This is a genomic window from Sphingobacterium detergens, assembly GCF_003610355.1.
Classification (GTDB): domain Bacteria; phylum Bacteroidota; class Bacteroidia; order Sphingobacteriales; family Sphingobacteriaceae; genus Sphingobacterium; species Sphingobacterium detergens.
The window spans coordinates 175,612-193,885 of sequence record NZ_RAPY01000008.1 but is presented as its reverse complement, the minus strand read 5'-3'; the positions used below and the strand labels follow the sequence as shown (position 1 = coordinate 193,885).

Sequence of the window (18,274 nt, the reverse complement as noted above, 5' to 3'; positions counted from 1 at the left end):
AAAAAAAATAATATGTGTTATGGAATTCTGCCGCCCGCCGCATCCCTGTTCAAATTATTGCTTAAAAAGATGATAAAGTATACCTGTTTGTTCCTATTTGTTTGTACTACTCAGGCGCTTTTTGGCCAGGTGAGCCACTACGAAGGCAAGATTACAGATGCCAGTGGAAAACCTCTTAAAGATGCTGCCGTGATCAGAGTGTCCGATAAGGTGCTGCTCAGTTTTTATGAACCGATTAATAGTAGAGGTCGGACTGTAGTACACTCCGACGCCAAGGGCGTATTTGGGATTAACCTCAATGACCGGGATAAAATACAGGTGTGGAAATATCCAGTTCAGCTACCAACGACTTACCTATTATATGAGTTTCGGTCGGATCCATTTGAGAAGTCTGGAGGTTATCTTGTTGAACTCGTAGCAGCGAAAGAACAGCATACTGATGTGAATTTGTTTCCAATAGATAGCTCAATCACAACAGGTTCCCCTAGACCGGTCGTCTTTAGAAATAATGGTGGTTCTTATTACAGCCTCGAGGAGAAGAAAAATCGAGTGTATATTCATCAGAACCCGACGCCGGGATATGGACTCCTAGATATTAATCTGACACTTGGTGGACTAATTAGTAAAGCGGATGATCGTGTAGAGCTGCAAACTGATTATGTACAGGGGCATGCCGTCGGAGGGAAATTGGTTGCTTCGAATGATGTGCCTTATAGTTGGGGTCCCTCGGCTACCCAGGCGGGCCTACCTACAGTTTACAACAACAAAAATATCTATCGGAACGGTTACCAAGCGTCCACGACCTTGGATATGACCTACAAACAGGATGGGCTGGGGAAATTTTATGGTGAAATCGAATATACCAAGAAACAGGGGGTATTTTACCTAAACAAAACTAATTCATGGGGCGCGCAGCTGAATTATTCTCCTCAATTGGTGGCTGGACATCGCCTCCAGGTATTGAATAAGTTTAATCAATCCGATGAAAAGATGCCTATGATAGGTAATAACTACGCCAATGTCCTTATGGGAGCCTATCTATCACCAATCAATTTTGATGCTAAATCACAACCGAATGTTGTTATTTCCGATATATATGCCAATCCCTGGTTTCTATTACAAAATAATCGCGATAATCAATTTAATCAGAAATACCTAGGCACATTGAAATATGATTGGGATCATAGCCGTTTTTTCTTGGGCGCACAGCTCAACTATCAATACCAACAAAATACACTAGACTATGGTCTTGTTGGGAACATAGCCAGAGGGAACCAAGATATATTTGTCAACCGTAAATTAAAGACAAAACTCTTTGATACGAATGTACAGGGTAAGTATTATTTGGCTAAAGACAAAAAGTTGTATCTACAAGGAAATTTTTGGTACAAAAACCAATGGATGTCTTTAGATCGTTCTGTGGAGGCTGTTGCGCCAGTATCCTTGTTGCACCAATCCTCAGAATTTCAGGCTGGATTGGTAGCGAAGGAATTCGATGGAGATAATGGCAACTGGACCTTTGATCTGCTGCCAAGTATCCTGATAAGCAACAAAAGTAAAAATAAGACTGCCTTCAATTTTGTTGGCCAATTGGAAAGAAGATTTGATTTTGATTTGTTTGATTGGGGAAATATTATCACCAATGTATGGGGGCAATTCAATCTTTCACATCTTGAACCCAACCAAATCAATAATGATATACAATTTAGCCTGATGCGATATTCCATCAAGGATTTTCAATCCTTCCTACCCGTGGACGAATTGCTATTGCGGGATCCTGTGGATAAATTGCAGCGGAAAATCAATTATGAGTTTGGTGCATCAGTCAAACGACAGCTATTGACCCTTGAGGGAAATTTTTATCAGTTTTATGTGAAGAATGGCTATGTCCCACTTTGGCAAGGTAATCAATATCGCTTGAACAATGCCGTCGATTATCAACAAAAGGGATTCAGGATTGCTATTTCTTCTCATTTTGGAGTCTTCAATAGTCCGTTGAGATGGTCTCCAAGACTAGACTTTCATCGTTATGTCAATAAGGTCGATAAAATTAATGTGGAGTCTGATCGAATCCAAATAGCTGGTATGCAGGAAATCAGTAAAAACTATGTCGTTGGTCAACCGATTGGAGTGATTATGGGAACTGCATATGAACGTACTACTGATGGGCAGCTACAGATTGATAAGGATGGCTATCCCATTGTAGCTCCTGAGCAAAAGATTCTGGGAAACCCAAATCCTGATTTTGCCTTGATCTTTGGTAATGCATTACAATATAGAGGAATCCGTTTTGATTTTGATCTCGAATGGAGCAAGGGGGGCAAAGTGTGGAATGGAACACGGCAAATGCTCAATTATATGGGGCGCTCAATGGAAACCTCTACAGAACGATTGCTTAAAGATCAATTGTTTACAGGGATTGACCCGCAGGGAAATGGAAACAGCAAATTGGTTGACTATTATAATCCAACATTGGGCACCGAAAATAATAGATGGGTACGTTATGGCCTATTGGGTGTGGCCGAAGATGTCATCGAAGATGCAAGTTACTTACGTCTTTCTAGCGTAAATCTTTCACGTAGTTTTGATCTATCCTGGCGATACCTCAAAAAAATTGATTTGACCCTCTATGCCGAGAACCTGATGTATTGGAGTAAATATAAAGGGAATTACCCTGGAGCATCCCTGCTAGGACAGCGTAATGCGGTGGGCTTGGATTACTTCAACTCGCCATTGATGAAGACTTTTGGTTTTAACGTAGTACTGAATTTTTAACCTACATGCCATGATTAACGACAACCTAATTACAAAGGGAAAAAAGCTGGATAAACGATCTGTATTTGAAACTATATCGCGTCTAAGCAAAAAGGAAAAGTTCTTTAACCATAAAAAGCATGAACGGTCTTTTCTAAATTCTTTTTTTACAATAATATATGTGTTATGTACAACTTTGGCTTTTGGTCAGGTTGAGGTAATCCGTGATAAAATAAATGAGTACGCGGATCTTCTACCGTTGGAACGTGTATATGCACATACAAATAAGACTATTTTCGCACCAGGAGAAACAATTTATTTTACGACTTATCTATGTAATACTGCTTTCGGTGTATCCAATCAAAGCGATATTGTTCTTGTTGATTTGATTGCACCAAATGGACAGGTCATTCAGCATAGGCAATTTGCTGCAAATACCATTTATGCCAAGGGAAGTCTCCAATTAGGGGGACAGCTTGTAGGTGGGATTTATAAATTGAAAGTGCAAACTCCTTGGATGATCAATTTTCCAAATCTCGCTTATGAGAAAGATATCACCATCATGCGGACCAATCCACCACGACTCATCATGCAGTTGGAATTGGAAAAGGAATCTTACGGGAAGGGAGAAACTGTCGCAGCAGATTTTGTAGTCAAAGATCTGGGAAATCATCCGCTTTCAAATCAATCTTTTGTTTATGAGGTAAGTATTGGTGGCGAGTTGTATCTTTCGCGGGATAGCAAAACTGACCATTTGGGTAAGTCCCAAATAACATTTGCATTGCCAGCAATTTTGAAAGATCAACATGTGAGCCTGAATGTCCGCTTTGTACATCAGCAACAGATAGAGTCGATATCTAAGAACGTCCCTATTATTCTTGAAAATATCGATGTTCAATTTATGCCTGAGGGTGGTTATCTGCTCGGAAATTTTTTAAATGTGGTGGCCTTTAAAGCGTTGAATGCGGAGGGATTTCCAGCTGATATCGAGGGAACCATTTACGACGATCGTGGGAATGAGATCAGCAAGTTTTCCTCCTTTCATCAAGGTATGGGCAAGTTTTCATTCATCCCCAAAAAAGGGCGAGCCTATTATGCTCAATTGGAAAAGCCTTATCGAGCAAATAAGCAGATCACATTGCCGACAATGAAACCTGATGGTATAAAGGTACAGCTGGACGAGCAATCAAAAAATGAATTGAGCTTGCAGGTCATCAGTAGTATGGATAGCCGAGTAAGTTATCTTATCCGTAGGGAGGACAAAATCTTTCATACAGGTGAACTTGCAGTAACTAAGGGTATAAATTCGCTAAAGGTATCAAAAGAAGCTTTACCACAGGGGGTGCTAAGCATCTCAATCTTGCAGGGAAGACAAATTCTGAGCGAGCGCTTATTCTTTAATGCAATAAACGATGGATTACAGATTCATGTAACGAGCGATAAAGCGATCTATAAGACTCGGGAGGATGTGAAGCTGACGATTGAGACTCGCGATACTCGGGGCGAGGCTGTCCCAGCAGCGATATCACTGGGTGTCGTTGATGATAAGATTTTAAGTTACCTAAGCGATAAACAGCATGATATACTCTCCTGGATGTGGCTGGGAACTGCTGTCCATGGTGACATCTATCAACCCGCATTCTATTTTGATCCAACCAAAGAGAAACGTACTCAAGCCCTAGATATGCTTATGCTGACACAGGGTTGGCGAAATTATAAGTGGGATAAGGTGCTGAGCAATGACGAGCTTACAGTGGTCAAGACCCCTCCAAATAATTTGCTTACAGGTGTAGTCTATAGACAGGGCAAAGGACGAAATACGGTATATTCTTCAAAAATGTACGTCGTTGCAGATAGCTTGTTGTATACGGTAACGCCGGATAAACAAGGACGTTTTTCGGTTCGGACAATTCCATGTGCCTTGTGGCGAATCTATATTCCGACACATCGTAAAAATGAATTTTATTATATTACTGCATCCCGAAATGAAGACCTCGCCTCAGTAAGGGAGAAGCGACGCGCGACTGATCCTGTTTTAGTGAAGTTTGGGACAACTCCATTAATCCAACGCGTCAATGACGAAACGCCACTTCCACCAAAAATAGAAATGGAGCCACAGGCATTTAATCGAGATGGGATCCTAGAAGAGGTGGTTGTTCTTGGCTACGACGTAGATCGCAAGCGATCATTAACTGGATCGGTGGTGACAATTAGTGGTAACGATCTCTATGCACAAGCGAATTTAATTTCGGCCTTATCAGGCAAGCTCGCTGGAGTGAGTGTTAGCCCTTCTGTTGAAAGGTCAAATGCACCAGTTGTAATTCGTGGGATGAACTCCATTGGCGGTACCGGTGGCCCTCTTTTTGTTGTGGATGGAGTGCCCTATAATGAAGCCAATATGGCAAACTTTACTGGATTTCCGCCTGAATTGATCCAAAGTATTTCGATACTAAAAGATGCCTCGGCGACAGCAATTTACGGTGTCCGCGGAGCCAATGGTGTGATTCTAATCACAACGAAAGGTGGAAAAGGAATGGAGGGAGATGCAGCTAGCTTTTTAGGACATAGCCATCTGGTAGGGCCTCAAGAATACCTGACCTTGAACACTGTGTCACCAAAGGTTCGTTTTGATCATGCGCAGGAGTTTTATGTGCCCAAGTATCAAAATAAACAGGCTATGATCAAAGATGATTTTAGGGATAACATCTATTGGAACTACCATATTGAGACCGATGCCCAGGGCCGTGCCCAGGTAACTTTTCCCAATGCAGATGAGAATACTTCTTATCGGATCATAACGGAAGGAATAGGTAAAAACGGTATGATAGGACGTAATCAGCAAACAACTTATCAAGTGAGAGACGAAATTGACCTGGACGTCAAATTGCCTTTGTACGCTTCTCAGGGCGATCTGATCAACGCACAATTACTGGTTGATAATACAAGACGGCAACCGATATCAATCCGTAGTCAGGTCGACCTGGTAGGGGACAAGCTAGAATGGAAATCTGAGGGGAATATCCTGAAAATTGGCGCACAGGAGCAAAGTCAGTTGCGTGTACCACTGGAAGTAAAGCGCCCTTCAATTGATCGCGATAAAATACGTTTTTCGATCCGAACGGATTCCTCAGCCCAGGGGATTATAAAGGATATCAAATTATTCAATAAAGGCTTTCCTGTAGCGTTCGGACATTCAACATCTAAATACGTGGAACATGAATTTGAACTAAAAAATGCAGTTAAAGGCTCTCAACAGCTTTCTGTGGAGCTATACCTTAATCCTTTGAAGCAAATTACGCAGGGACTGGAGCGTATTGTCCGCGAACCACACGGCTGTTTTGAACAGGTATCTTCTTCGGTATATCCCAATATTTACGCACTTTCTCTTATGCGCCAAATTAGGGCGGATGAATCCTTGCAACGCAAGACAAAAGAGTTTTTGGAAAACGGTTATAAAAAATTGGCGGCCTACGAAATTAAAGGTGGGGGCTTTGATTGGTACGGCAAACCGCCCGCGCATGAGGTCCTTTCAGCTTTTGGTTTAATTGAATTTATCGAAATGAAGCCGTTTATTGCTGTGGATCAAAAGATGATCGAACGAACCAAAAATTGGCTTTTATCGAAAAAGGATGGTCGAGGTGGATACCATCAGGCTAAAGGACGGTATGCTTTTTCCGGGAATCGTGAGTTGATAAATAATGCTTATATCACTTATGCTTTGAGCGTTGCGGGGCTAAGGGAGGAAATTGAGAACGAATTTCAAAAGGCTTATCAGGAGGTCTTGCGGTCAAAAGATCCTTATCGTATGGCCCTCGTTGCGCTTACAGCAAGTAACCTCAATAAATTGGAGCAATTGGAGAGCCTGAAATTGCAATTAAAAGAGCTGCTCCCATTGGTCGTTGAAGGTAAAAAGGAGCTAGTAGAAGGGAGTATCACAAATTCGGATGGACGGTCATTGCGCAATGAAACGCTGGCCTGGATCGCACTTGTTTTCCAATTGGATAAAAAGCCATCCAACGAGTTGACCTTGTGTATGGAGGCACTTGTTAAATTTGCGGACAAAGGTTATTATGGCTCAACGCAAGCAACAGGGCTCGCCCTGAAAGCTGCAATAGGATATTATCAACTGTTTGATCAGGATATGAAGACGAAAAAGGGGAAGAAAATTGAATTGTGGGTGGACGGTGAAATTCTGCTCCGCGATACTACACTCCAAGCGGACTCCCTGAGCAAATTGTTTTCGCTGGAGCTGCCTGCCGGAAAGCATAAAATCTCTTTGCGCCTGGAAAATTTAGATTATGCGGTGGCTTCCTACCGATTTAATTATTTGACACTGGAACCGCCAAGTGCAAAAGATAGGACACTGGATCTGTCAACATCTTTATCCAGTAATCGTGTTCGTCTGGGTGACAATACGGTACTCAAGGTGCGGTTAAACAATAAGCGGGGTAGGGCACAGGCAATGCCATTAGCGAAGGTCGGTATCCCAGGAGGATTAACTCCCGAGCCTCAACAATTAAGGGATTTAATGGAGAAAGGCTTCGTAGACTACTATGAAATTTTTGAAAATTACTTGGTTTTTTATTGGCGTGGGATTGATGCAAATGAAACGAAAGAACTGTCTATAGATTTAAAAGCCCAAGTGCCAGGGAGATACCAAGGTGCCGCATCTTCGGGCTATTTATATTATACCGGGGAGCTAAAAGATTGGCAAGAAGGATTGAAGGTCGAGATTGAATAGTCTACTAAATTATTAATACAATCGGAATAAAACAAAGCCTGTCAATATACTTTTGGCAGGCTTTGTTTGTATCCTATAGCTGTTTTTATTGGATAAGGGGCAAAATTTTATCCCAAATCTGCTGATAGATTTTATCATCCTGGACAAGACCTTTGTCATCGTAGTAATAATTTCCGGAATTACCGCTTCCGGCTTGAAGGCGTTCGAACAGAAAAATATTGAGAATGATTTTGGACCTTCGATCTGGAAGCGGGACAACTAGAAAATTGAAGATTCTTTTATCACCATCACGACCAAATATTGATTTGCTTTTAAGCGATACACTGGTTTGAATAAAACCTGAAGAACGGTCTAATTGAGCAATATAGTAGCCATTTTCTTGAAGTGCTTGTACGACTTTTGTATAGGTGGAATCGGCTGGGATCGCGATAGTCTTGGTCCGCTCGGGATTTTGGGCGATGGCCACATTGATCCAAAACAACATAGAAAGGGTGAATATTAGCATTAATTGTAGTCGTTGAGTCATAGTTGTAAATTAAGAGTGTAAAATAATTACTTAAAGCTAATGATTTTTCTCTTGGGAGCCAATTGTGTGACTTAACTTAGCCTTTTTCCTAATATCTTTAAACTTCGTTCTACCCCATCTAGCGTAGCAATATTGGGCAGGTTGGCCCATTCCTGGAATCCCATTTTTTCAAATAAGGTGATGCTAGGTACATTATGCGCAAAGATGAAACCCAATAAGGTATGTACGCCAAGGCTGGGGGCTTTGTCTATGCAGTATTGGAGAATTTGCTTGCCCAGTCCCCGGCCTCGCTGTTGTTCATCCAGGTAGATGCTGATCTCTACTGTCGCATCGTATGCTGGTCGACCGTAAAAAGACTGGAAGCTGACCCAGCCGAGGATATTATTTTGTTCCTCTACCAACCATAATGGTCTCGTTGACGGGCTGTGTTCATCAAACCATTTCTGTCTGCTTTCTACGGTTACAGGACTGGTGTCTGCAGTGACCATTCTCGAAGCAACGGTGGTATTGTATATGGCTACGATGCGAGGTAAATCTTCTTTTCTGGCGTCACGAAATACTAACTGGCTCATGTTATATGTTGTTTTAGAACTAAGGTCAAAAATATTAGTTTTACACTATAGTTGATGCTTTTTGATCAATTTTTTCCTCTGTTTATTTGGTTGCAGCTTTTTTGTGATGAGGTGATTATTTTTATATAACAGCATATATTTAACACCGGACTCCCGGCCATTTCTTATCCGCTGGCAAAAAGAGGCTAAATGAAACATAACGCAAGCAATGTGCTTTTCAAAATGTTGTAAGATGAAGGCATAATTCCAGGAAACTTGTATGATAAAAGCAAAAATTACACTAATTTGAACAATTATTTCTCTTGAATATGATATAATATGCTCATCTTAGGGTAAGCAAATAGTTGATCTGTTTGCTAAAAATTATAAACCTGAATGCAAATGGAATCGTGTGAACATATTTTAAGTGACCGAACCCTGCATTTTACAATTCCTTAAAAGTAGCTGAGTCGTCTGTGGCAGAATTGGGTAAACGGGATGTTTTGGGCTGTGACAGCTGATTTGCTTTGGATTTATCGTATCATTATGGATCAACAACAACCTAAACAATCAATTCGAATTCGCTCAATGGATGTCATGCGGGGTATGACTCTATTTCTCATGTTATTTGTCAACGATTTATTTGCGCCCGGTGTTCCAGAATGGCTGCTGCATACCAAAGCGGATGTCGACGGCATGGGGCTGGCAGATTGGGTTTTTCCGGGATTTCTTTTTATGGTCGGCATGGCTGTACCATATGCTGTGGCTGCCCGGGAGAAGCTGGGAGAATCTCCTCGTCTGATTTTTGCGCATATTGTCACCCGTACCGCGAGTTTAATCTTGATTGGTGTCTTGATTCTGAACGGTGGACGTGTGGATGCTTCATTGACGGGTATGTCTGGTTTTTGGTGGCTAGGCTTGTTGTATCTCTGCGTATTTCTGATCTGGAATAGGTATCCTACTACTGCCGGCAGTCAGACCCTATTTAAAGGGATGCGCCTGGTCGGGGTATTAGGGATCTGTTATTTGGTTTATTGCTTTAAAGCAGCAGAGGGTAAAGGCTTGGAGATCGGTTGGTGGGGAATCTTGGGCTTGATCGGCTGGGGTTATTTTGCTGCTGCTACTACTTTTGTGTTAAGTCGGGGAAGGCTCTCCATTGTAGTATGCTTTTGGCTGCTGTTTCTTGTCCTAAATATTCTGTCTCAAACAGCATTCAAATTGCATATTCCTATCATCGGGAACTACCTGAATGTACTGTTATCGGGTAATGTACCTTGCATTGTATTGGCCGGGACAATCATTGGTATATTGATCAAACGGTATGCTGCTACACCGAAGCTACTTTTACGTTGGATGCTGATTATTGGCATACTTTGGTTAGCGGGCGGGTTTGCGCTGCGCCCCTGGTTTATATTATCCAAAATTCATGGCACGCCAAGCTGGGCATTGCTCTGTTGTGGTATCAGCCTGCTCTTACTGCTTGTTATCTACTATGTAATAGATATTCGGAAATACCATAAAGGAATATTCGTCTTCGAGGAAGCCGGAAAGAATTCTTTGACGACCTATCTCGCACCGGATTTAATTTATTTCATCTGTTGGGGATTGCAGATTCCTTTGTTTTTCTATAAGCAATCGGGTAACATGCTCCTTGCTGTTGGTGGTTCGTTGCTATGGGCTTTCGCCATGCTGTGGTATGCTATTTTACTGAAAAAGATCAATATCTATTTAAAACTTTAATAGAAGATCGATCCTTGTCCGCTTATTATCGTGTTAAATGGAGAATGGAATTTGGTCAATTAACTCGATAGCAGTGTTATTTATGTTGAATCTTTAATATGATGATGTGTATGAAATCTAAAAACAGTATAAATCCCCTCAAGTTAATAACCCTTGGCTTTACAGCAATAGCCTTATTGTTAATGACGGTTAGCCCACAACGGAGTTGTGCACATGGGAAAAATAAAAAAGTGGTGATCGCTTATGTTACATCCTGGTCAACAGTTGTGCCGGATCCGACTTATCTGACCCATATCAATTATGCATTTGGGCATGTAAATGACAGTTTTGACGGAGTGCGTATCGACAATGAAGCCAGATTAAAAAGTATTATAGCGCTGAAGAAGGCGCATCCACACTTGAAAGTATTGTTATCCATTGGAGGCTGGGGAAGTGGTCGCTTTAGTGAGATGGCTGCAGATGTCGTTAATCGGGGAAAATTTGCCAAGGACTGTGAGCGGGTTGTAAAGGAGTTTAAACTCGACGGTATTGATATTGATTGGGAATACCCAACCAATTCTTCCGCCGGTATTTCTGCGACGAAATCGGATACCGAGAATTTTACCTTATTGATGCGGGATATCCGGAAGGCTATTGGTAAGAAAAAACTATTGACACTCGCTTCGGTATCAAGTGGTCAATATATTGCTTTTGATCAGATTAAAAACGATGTAGACTTTGTGAACATCATGACTTACGACTCGGGCAATCCACCATATCATCATGCGAGCTTGCATCGTTCTCCCTTATCGGGACGCACGACCTGTGCTGAAGCTGTTAAGGCGCATATTGCCGCTGGAATGCCTGTCGAAAAATTGGTGCTCGGTATTCCGTTTTACGGACGGGGAAATAAAACGGATATCAAAGGGTTTATAGATTATAAGGATCTCCTGAATTTACAGGGCTTTGAACAGAAATGGGATGATGAAGCGAAGGCCCACTATCTGGTCAATGCACAGGGAGAATTGGTACTGACTTTTGAAACTCCAGAATCCATTGCCTTGAAATGCGATTATGTGCATGGACAGGGCTTACTGGGAGCAATGTATTGGGAATATGCCGGTGATACCGAAGGTGGGGTATTACGGGATGCGGTGTACAAGGGGATTATACGTTGACATAGGGCATTCTGATATAAAGCCTTCCAAAAAGAACCTAAAATACCGAAATTACTGAGCTGTTGCAAGACGTCTTACTTGCTGACGCAGTAATTTCGGTTATGGAATTGACTTCTAGCGCCTACGTTATTGTGATGACGATTAGAAGGCTGTCCATTTTTGACTGGACTGTCCAGAAGCTATTACCGTTTCGATAAATTTCATGCCCCTAGTTCCATCTGCAACGGTAGGGAAATCCAGCATGGCCTCCGAGGGACTGGTGCCGTTTATTTTTGCAAGAATTGTAGCTGAAAAATTCCGATAGATATTGGCAAATGCTTCGATGTAACCTTCCGGATGCCCTGCTGGTAAACGACTGTTGTGCTGAGCTAGAGGACTAAGATATTGTTGTCCTGCACGGAATAGTTGTGCTGGTTCGTTAAGCGGTTTCAGCAGGAGGCTATTGGGCTCTTGCTGGTTCCATTCCAAACCGGCTTTCTCTCCATATATCCTTATTTTTAAAGCATTCTCTTCGCCTGCCGCTACCTGTGAGGCAGAGAGTACGCCGGTTGCCTCATTTTCAAATCCCAGCAGGACATTACCGTCATCTTCCAGTCGCCTTCCTGCTACGACCGTACGAAGATCAGCACATACTTTGGTTATTTTTAGACCGGAAATATATTCAGCCAAATGAGCGGCATGCGTTCCAATATCTCCCATACAGCTGCTTAGTCCTCCTCTTTCAGGGTCTGTTCGCCAGGCGGCAAGCGGGGATTCGTTTTCAATCAATGTGCTGAGCCAGCCCTGTGGATATTCGACCATGATTTTACGGATATTGCCAAGCTTACCTTCGCGGACCAACTGACGTGCCTGTTTGACCATCGGATAGGCTGAATAGGTATAGGTAACGCAAAGTAGCAATCCCGATTCATTGACTTTCTGCTGTAATAATTGGGCCTCTTGCATGGAGAAGGTCATGGGTTTTTCCAGAAGTACATGAAATCCATGTTCAAGTGCAAGCATAGCAGGTTCAAAATGGGCAACATTGGGAGTGACAATACTCACAAAATGCATCCTTTCGTCAGGGGGCAACTGACTTTCGCGCAAGATCATTTCCCGAAAATTTGTATAGATTCGATCTGTAGGGAGCGAAAGCAGTTCTCCGGACTCCTGTGCTTTAACGGGGTCAGAACTTAATGCGCCGCAGCATAGTTCGACCTGTCCATCTATCCCTGCAGCCATACGGTGCACAGCGCCAATAAAAGCATTCTTGCCACCGCCTATCATGCCCATCCTGATTTTTCTGATTTCCATAATAACTGTATTTTAGGTTTAGGCTGTTACTCGTCTGATAAACCGATCAATTTTCTATTCAAGTTATTATCACTACCAGCAGCAGCAAAATTGTCGAATGCGCGATCACCTACCCGGATAATATACTCTTTGATATGCTGTGCACCCTCGCGAGCGCCATCTTCTGAATTTTTAAATGCACATTCCCATTCCAGGACTGCCCAGCCCTGAAAATCATATTGTGTCAACTTGGTGAAAATTGCTTTGAAATTGACCTGTCCATCCCCAATAGAGCGAAAACGGCCAGCTCGTGCTTGCCAATCTTGATATCCACCATAAACACCTTGACGACCAGATGGGTTGAATTCAGCATCTTTTACATGGAACATTTTAATCCGCTCGTGGTAGATGTCGATGAATTGCAGGTAGTCGAGGCATTGCAGGACAAAATGCGATGGATCGTATAGAATATTTGCCCGTTTATGGTAATTTACTTTTTCTAAAAACAGGTCAAAGGTAACACCATCGTGCAGATCTTCACCCGGATGAAGCTCATAACAAAGATCGACATCGTACTGTTCACAGATATCCAATATGGGGAGCCACATTTTGGCGAGTTCAGTGAACCCTGTTTCGATCAGATTGGCGGGACGTTGTGGCCAGGGGTATACATAAGGCCAGAGAAATGCACCGCTAAAGGTTGCGAGGGCTTTCAAACCGAGATTGTGAGAGGCTTTAATCGCATAATGGAGTTGCTGTACAGCCCATTGTTGTCGCTCTTTGGGATTATTATGCAGCTCTTGTGGCGCAAATGCATCAAATAATGGATCAAAAGACGGATGTACAGCGATCAGTTGCCCTTGGAGATGTGTTGATAATTCGGTGATCTCCAGTCCATAGGATTGTACGGTAGACTGGAGCTGCAGTGCATAGTCTTTGTCTTCAGCAGCTCTTTGAAGATCTATTAAGCGCGCATCCCAAGTAGGTATCTGGATGCCTTTGTAGCCGAGGGAAGCTGCCCATTTGCAGATACCTTCTAAAGTATTGTAGGGTGCATTGTCACCGGCAAATTGCGCCAAAAAAATAGCAGGTCCTTTAATTGTTGTCATAAATCTCTTTTTTAGGTGAAAAGGTTCCTTTTGTGGAACCTTATATCCGTAAGTTCGTTATTTTAAGCCCAAGAACGATCCCCTTTTTTATAAGGCACATCCCCTTCGTATCGACCTGGCGCCTGATTGTATCGCAGCGCCTGTTTATGGCCTATTTCCGAAGAGAAATAGCCTAGTAGTGTTAATTGCTTAAATAGGGTATAGTAGTGATTGGGTAAATCTCCTTTTTTGGCCATATACTCTTTTGCCTCTTTATCGATTGCTGTGAGTAGGCTAAGCCTTTGCTCAGCCGTGGCTTCCACGAATCCCAGCTTATGCATTTTATTACAGGCCGCATCCAAGCTGTCCATTCCTTCAAGAAAGACCTGTTGATCCGGAGCTTCATAACAATCGTTCACTATGACCTTCATAAATGAGCCGACTTTGGCTGCTTTGGCACCCGGGCTTTTGGGGGTAGTTGGAAGTATGGTGTCTGCTACTTCGTCTAGGAATGCGATTTGCTGGGGAGTTAAATTGAGGCGTTCCTTAAGGCCGCTTTCTTTGCTGGAACTGCAGCCAGTCAAAAAAGCATTGCCACCAATCACGGCTCCACCTGTAAGCAGGGCAATCATCTTTAAAAGTGTTCTTCTTTCCATGGGCTTAGCTATTATTTTTCTTGAGCTCATTGACGGCATGGTCTACAGCCCGTGCTGTCAATGCCATATAGGTCAATGATGGATTTTGGCAACCCGATGAAGTCATGCAGGCGCCATCGGTAACATATACGTTGGGACAATCCCAAACCTGATTCCACTTGTTGAGCACCGAGGTTTTGGGGTCGTGTCCCATTCTCGCGGTTCCCATTTCATGGATACCATGTCCCATGGCATGGCCACTGTCCCAGGTGTTTACATTTTTTACACCAGCGATAGTAAGCATTGCTTTCATTTCTTCCTGCATATCCTTTCGCATCTTCAACTCATTATCTTTCAGTTCAGCATCCATCGCCAATACAGGCAAGCCCCATTTATCTTTACGATCTTTATCCAGTGAGATTTTATTTTCGTGATAGGGCAGTATCTCTCCAAAGCCTGTTGCGCCGATAGTCCACTGGCCGGGCTCAGTAAGTGCGTCTTTAAAATCACCACCTATATTGAGTTCGGCAACCTCTCTGCCCCAACCTTCACGGCTGGCACCGCCTTGGTAGCCAAAACCACGCAGGTAATCTCTTTTGTCACTGCCAATATTGACAAATCGGGGAATATAAAACCCATTGGCTCTTTTACCGAATATATAGCGGTCTTCATAGCCTTCCACTATTCCGGAAGCACCGATGTTGTAATGATGGTCCATCACATTATGACCCAACTCGCCACTGCTGCTCCCTAAACCTTCAGGCCAAATGTCCGTTGCGGAGTTAAATAGGACCCAAGTGCTGTTAAGGGCTGAAGCACATAGAAAAACTACTTTACTCTTGAATTCATAGGTTTGGTTGGTCTCGGTATCTAAGACCTCAACACCAGTGGCCTTTTTGGTGTTTTTGTCATACAGGATCTGCCGAACCAGCGAATAAGGCCTGACGGTCAAATTACCTGTTTTCATTGCGGCAGGTAGGGTAGAGGACTGGGTGCTGAAATAGCCTCCAAAAGGGCATCCTTCCCAGCATCGGTTCCGAAATTGGCATTTTGATCTCCCTGGGATCAGGGCTGTAAGGTTTGCAACCCGTCCAATGATCAGGTGCCGCTTGTCTCCATATTCTTGTTTAATGCGTTTGGCTACATCTTTTTCTACGCAGTTCAACTCCATGGGGGGTAAGAACTGTCCATCCGGAAGGTGTGCAATATTTTCTAGGGATCCGCTGATTCCGGCAAATTTTTCGACATGGTCATACCAAGGAGCGATATCATTGTAACCTATGGGCCATGGCACGGCAATCCCATCTCGCTCATTGGCTTCGAAGTCCATTTGGCTCAGTCTATAGGACTGTCTACCCCATAAGGTTGATCGTCCTCCCATGCGGTAGCTGCGCCACCATGTAAAGGGTTTCAATTCGGTATAGGGACAGTCTTCTTCATTTACCCAACCATCCATGACCGCTTCTGAGGCTGCCCATCCGCGGTGGATTACGGGATATTTCTTTTTCTGTTCTACTGTTGTGCGCCCGCGGTGTGGGAGATCCCAGGGTTCCCGTAGGGCAGATTTATAATCTTTGACATGTTCATAAGGGCTGCCGCGTTCCAGCATCAGAACTTTTAAGCCCCTTTCACAAAGCTCTTTGGCGGCCCATCCGCCACTGATGCCAGAGCCAACGACGATGGCATCATAGGTATTATTTTCCATACTTGGTTATCGTTGAAATTGAGTTCATAATTTTATTTCGGTTTATTCTTATGCGATAGCCGCATACGCTTACATGTGGTTCCCTTGTCGTAAGATAAATTTACAGCATCAGTTGAGCATCTTTCAACCGCTATTTGGGTGAAAAAATATGCTATCTTGCTATTTGTTGTGTTTATAATCGTATATTATGTGTTCAGATAGCAGATGTATTCGTTAGCAATAATTTATCATGAAAACACTGATCCAGAAAATACATGTCGAAGACCAGTATTCTTTCGCTTGTCGAACGTACAGGACGCCCACTTTTGAAACGGCTTGGCATAGGCATCCCGAGTGTGAGCTGATTGTGATCACAGAAGGTAATGGAACAGCGCTTATTGGTGATTATATCGGCGATTATAAGCAGGGAGATGTGTTCTTCCTCGGTTCGGATCTGCCACATTGGTTCCGTAAATCCAGGCAGGATGCGGTTGGTAGTGCTATTGTTGTTCATTTCCTCAAGGACTTTTGGGGGCCGGGATTTCTGGCGCTGCCCGAGATGCATGTGATCGCTGGATTGTTGAAAAATGACAGCACAGGAATTCAGCTTATGGGAAATCTTTCAGCGGAAATTGATCTCATGATCCGCAAAATAGAAAATACAGAGGGGCTTGAACGTATTCAGTTATTATTGAACTGTATGGAACAGATTGGATCGTCCGAAGAGCATAAGGTGATTACAATGGCTTTTGACACGATTGCCGGTAGAGAGGAAAACATCGTTATAGAAGCGATAATAGACTATTCTTTTAAGAATTTTTTAAATCCGATTTCACTCGAAGAGGTTGCTTCCAGCACCAATATGTCTGTTTCAGCATTTTGCCGTTTTTTCAAAAAGAACATAAAAAAGAGTTATTTTGATTTTATCAAAGAACTCCGGATCGGTCATGCCTGCAAACTATTACGCGATACAGATCGGCCTATTTTGGATATCTGTTATAATAGCGGCTATAACAGCTGGGCACATTTTAGTAAACAATTTAAGGTCGTGACAAAGGCATCCCCGCTAAAATATAGGAAACAGTTTCGTACGGGGTAATGGCTGCCTCTTCATGTTATGGTTTTACAGATGGTCTAATACGGTTCGTTCTTTACCCATTGTATAGTCTCGGAATGGGTTTATCTTTTTGAGATTTATTCTTTAATTACTAGAGCGAAATTATAATCGTCCTCAGGAAGACATTGCGTTTTATCACAAGACATAAATGATACCTTTCCGGATATTCTGGTTGGCGTGGAAGAATTAAGTTTTATTTTTTGTTGAAATATAACTTCCTTATCGTGGAAAGGAACATTCACTTTAAATACGTCCTCATATTTACTTTTCGGTTTAGGTTCCAAGACCTTCCCAATGAGGTTAAAATCTTTTGATTTTGTAAATACAAATTTGGTAGCTTCAGGCCCTCCCTGTGGAACGTTCAATCCATAAATATGCCAGCCGGCGTCCATAGTAGCTTTTACGAATATTACAGCTTCGTTGCTATTAATTTTCTTAGATGCAAATGTCCATTTTACTGGTTTGAAAATCTGGCATTTCACCGAGGAAATTGTGAATCCGATAAGTGCCAACATAAGAACTACTTTTTTCATTTATTTTTTAGTTAGAGGGATGAAATTTACGTCTTAATTGTATTCGTTGCTACAATATAGTTAATTTTTCATTTTGAATGACCTTAATATTCTTAGAGACTGAATTTGTTGCTTTTATTAAGAGGCAGAAATCGAACTTAAAAAAGAGGATAGAATAGACGCTATAGCGCTACTTTTTTGTAGTGTTAGTAACCAAAGTCTAACTAATTTTATTGAATTTGTCGAAATATTTTTTGCATGGATATGGTTTTGAACAAGCTTTTCTAAGTTTATACAATGTTTATTTCCAAGCGAGCAAGTACCTAGAACTCTATTGGAAATTTGAAAGCTTTGAGCATATGATTATGGAAATCATTGATCAGATTAAATTTGACCATAATAAAGCGTGTTCTAGTGCTTTTAATATAATAGTGAAAATATGGAGGGACGTCGTTTAACCCGGCATTTTATTTTTTCTTTATGTACCTCGTTATGTT

12 protein-coding genes are annotated in these 18,274 nt (G+C 42.3%); 5 read left to right on the top strand and 7 right to left on the bottom strand.

The genetic code is table 11. From position 1 onward, the window contains the following. Window positions 1-69 precede the first annotated feature (69 nt). Complete coding sequence (locus DFQ12_RS26715) at window positions 70-2,775, top strand: hypothetical protein (protein WP_147420487.1); 2,706 nt, start codon at window positions 70-72, stop codon at window positions 2,773-2,775. 10 nt (window positions 2,776-2,785) lie between these two features. Further along, complete coding sequence (locus DFQ12_RS26710) at window positions 2,786-7,495, top strand: TonB-dependent receptor plug domain-containing protein (RefSeq protein WP_120262067.1); 4,710 nt, start codon at window positions 2,786-2,788, stop codon at window positions 7,493-7,495. Window positions 7,496-7,580: 85 nt separating this feature from the next. Here the strand turns inward: DFQ12_RS26710 and DFQ12_RS26705 are convergent, their stop codons facing one another. Further along, a complete protein-coding gene (locus DFQ12_RS26705; protein ID WP_147420486.1) occupies window positions 7,581-8,021 on the bottom strand; it encodes a hypothetical protein in 441 nt (146 codons plus the stop codon). Window positions 8,022-8,092: 71 nt separating this feature from the next. Further along, a complete protein-coding gene (locus DFQ12_RS26700) occupies window positions 8,093-8,593 on the bottom strand; it encodes a GNAT family N-acetyltransferase (protein WP_120262065.1) in 501 nt (166 codons plus the stop codon). A gap of 525 nt (window positions 8,594-9,118) precedes the next feature. Here DFQ12_RS26700 and DFQ12_RS26695 point away from each other — a divergent pair. Both DFQ12_RS26695 and DFQ12_RS26690 read left to right on the top strand, forming a co-directional pair. Continuing rightward, window positions 9,119-10,312 (top strand): DUF5009 domain-containing protein, encoded by a 1,194-nt coding sequence (locus DFQ12_RS26695; protein ID WP_120262178.1) that lies wholly within the window; start codon window positions 9,119-9,121, stop codon window positions 10,310-10,312. 110 nt (window positions 10,313-10,422) lie between these two features. After that, window positions 10,423-11,469, top strand: a complete 1,047-nt coding sequence (locus DFQ12_RS26690) for a glycoside hydrolase family 18 protein (RefSeq protein ID WP_120262064.1) — start codon at window positions 10,423-10,425, stop codon at window positions 11,467-11,469. Between the two features lie 141 nt (window positions 11,470-11,610). On the opposite strand, the gene DFQ12_RS26685 is transcribed toward DFQ12_RS26690, so the two are convergent. From DFQ12_RS26685 to DFQ12_RS26670, 4 genes are all read right to left on the bottom strand, one after another. Next, window positions 11,611-12,762 carry a Gfo/Idh/MocA family protein gene (locus DFQ12_RS26685; protein ID WP_120262063.1) on the bottom strand — a complete coding sequence of 384 codons (1,152 nt, stop codon included), beginning with the start codon at window positions 12,760-12,762 and terminating at the stop codon, window positions 11,611-11,613. Between the two features lie 26 nt (window positions 12,763-12,788). Further along, the gene (locus DFQ12_RS26680) at window positions 12,789-13,850 is read right to left on the bottom strand and encodes a sugar phosphate isomerase/epimerase family protein (RefSeq protein ID WP_120262062.1); all 1,062 of its coding nucleotides are present in this window, start codon (window positions 13,848-13,850) and stop codon (window positions 12,789-12,791) included. A gap of 62 nt (window positions 13,851-13,912) precedes the next feature. Continuing rightward, window positions 13,913-14,485, bottom strand: coding sequence for a gluconate 2-dehydrogenase subunit 3 family protein (locus tag DFQ12_RS26675; RefSeq protein WP_120262177.1), 573 nt, complete (start codon window positions 14,483-14,485; stop codon window positions 13,913-13,915). 4 nt (window positions 14,486-14,489) lie between these two features. Next, window positions 14,490-16,169, bottom strand: coding sequence for a GMC oxidoreductase (locus tag DFQ12_RS26670; protein ID WP_120262061.1), 1,680 nt, complete (start codon window positions 16,167-16,169; stop codon window positions 14,490-14,492). 229 nt (window positions 16,170-16,398) lie between these two features. Between DFQ12_RS26670 and DFQ12_RS26665 the strand changes: the two genes are divergently transcribed. Continuing rightward, window positions 16,399-17,247, top strand: coding sequence for an AraC family transcriptional regulator (locus tag DFQ12_RS26665; protein WP_120262060.1), 849 nt, complete (start codon window positions 16,399-16,401; stop codon window positions 17,245-17,247). A 95-nt stretch (window positions 17,248-17,342) separates the two neighbouring features. Here DFQ12_RS26665 and DFQ12_RS26660 read toward each other — a convergent pair whose 3' ends face one another. Beyond that, window positions 17,343-17,798 carry a protein-disulfide reductase DsbD domain-containing protein gene (locus DFQ12_RS26660; protein WP_120262059.1) on the bottom strand — a complete coding sequence of 152 codons (456 nt, stop codon included), beginning with the start codon at window positions 17,796-17,798 and terminating at the stop codon, window positions 17,343-17,345. Window positions 17,799-18,274 lie beyond the last annotated feature (476 nt).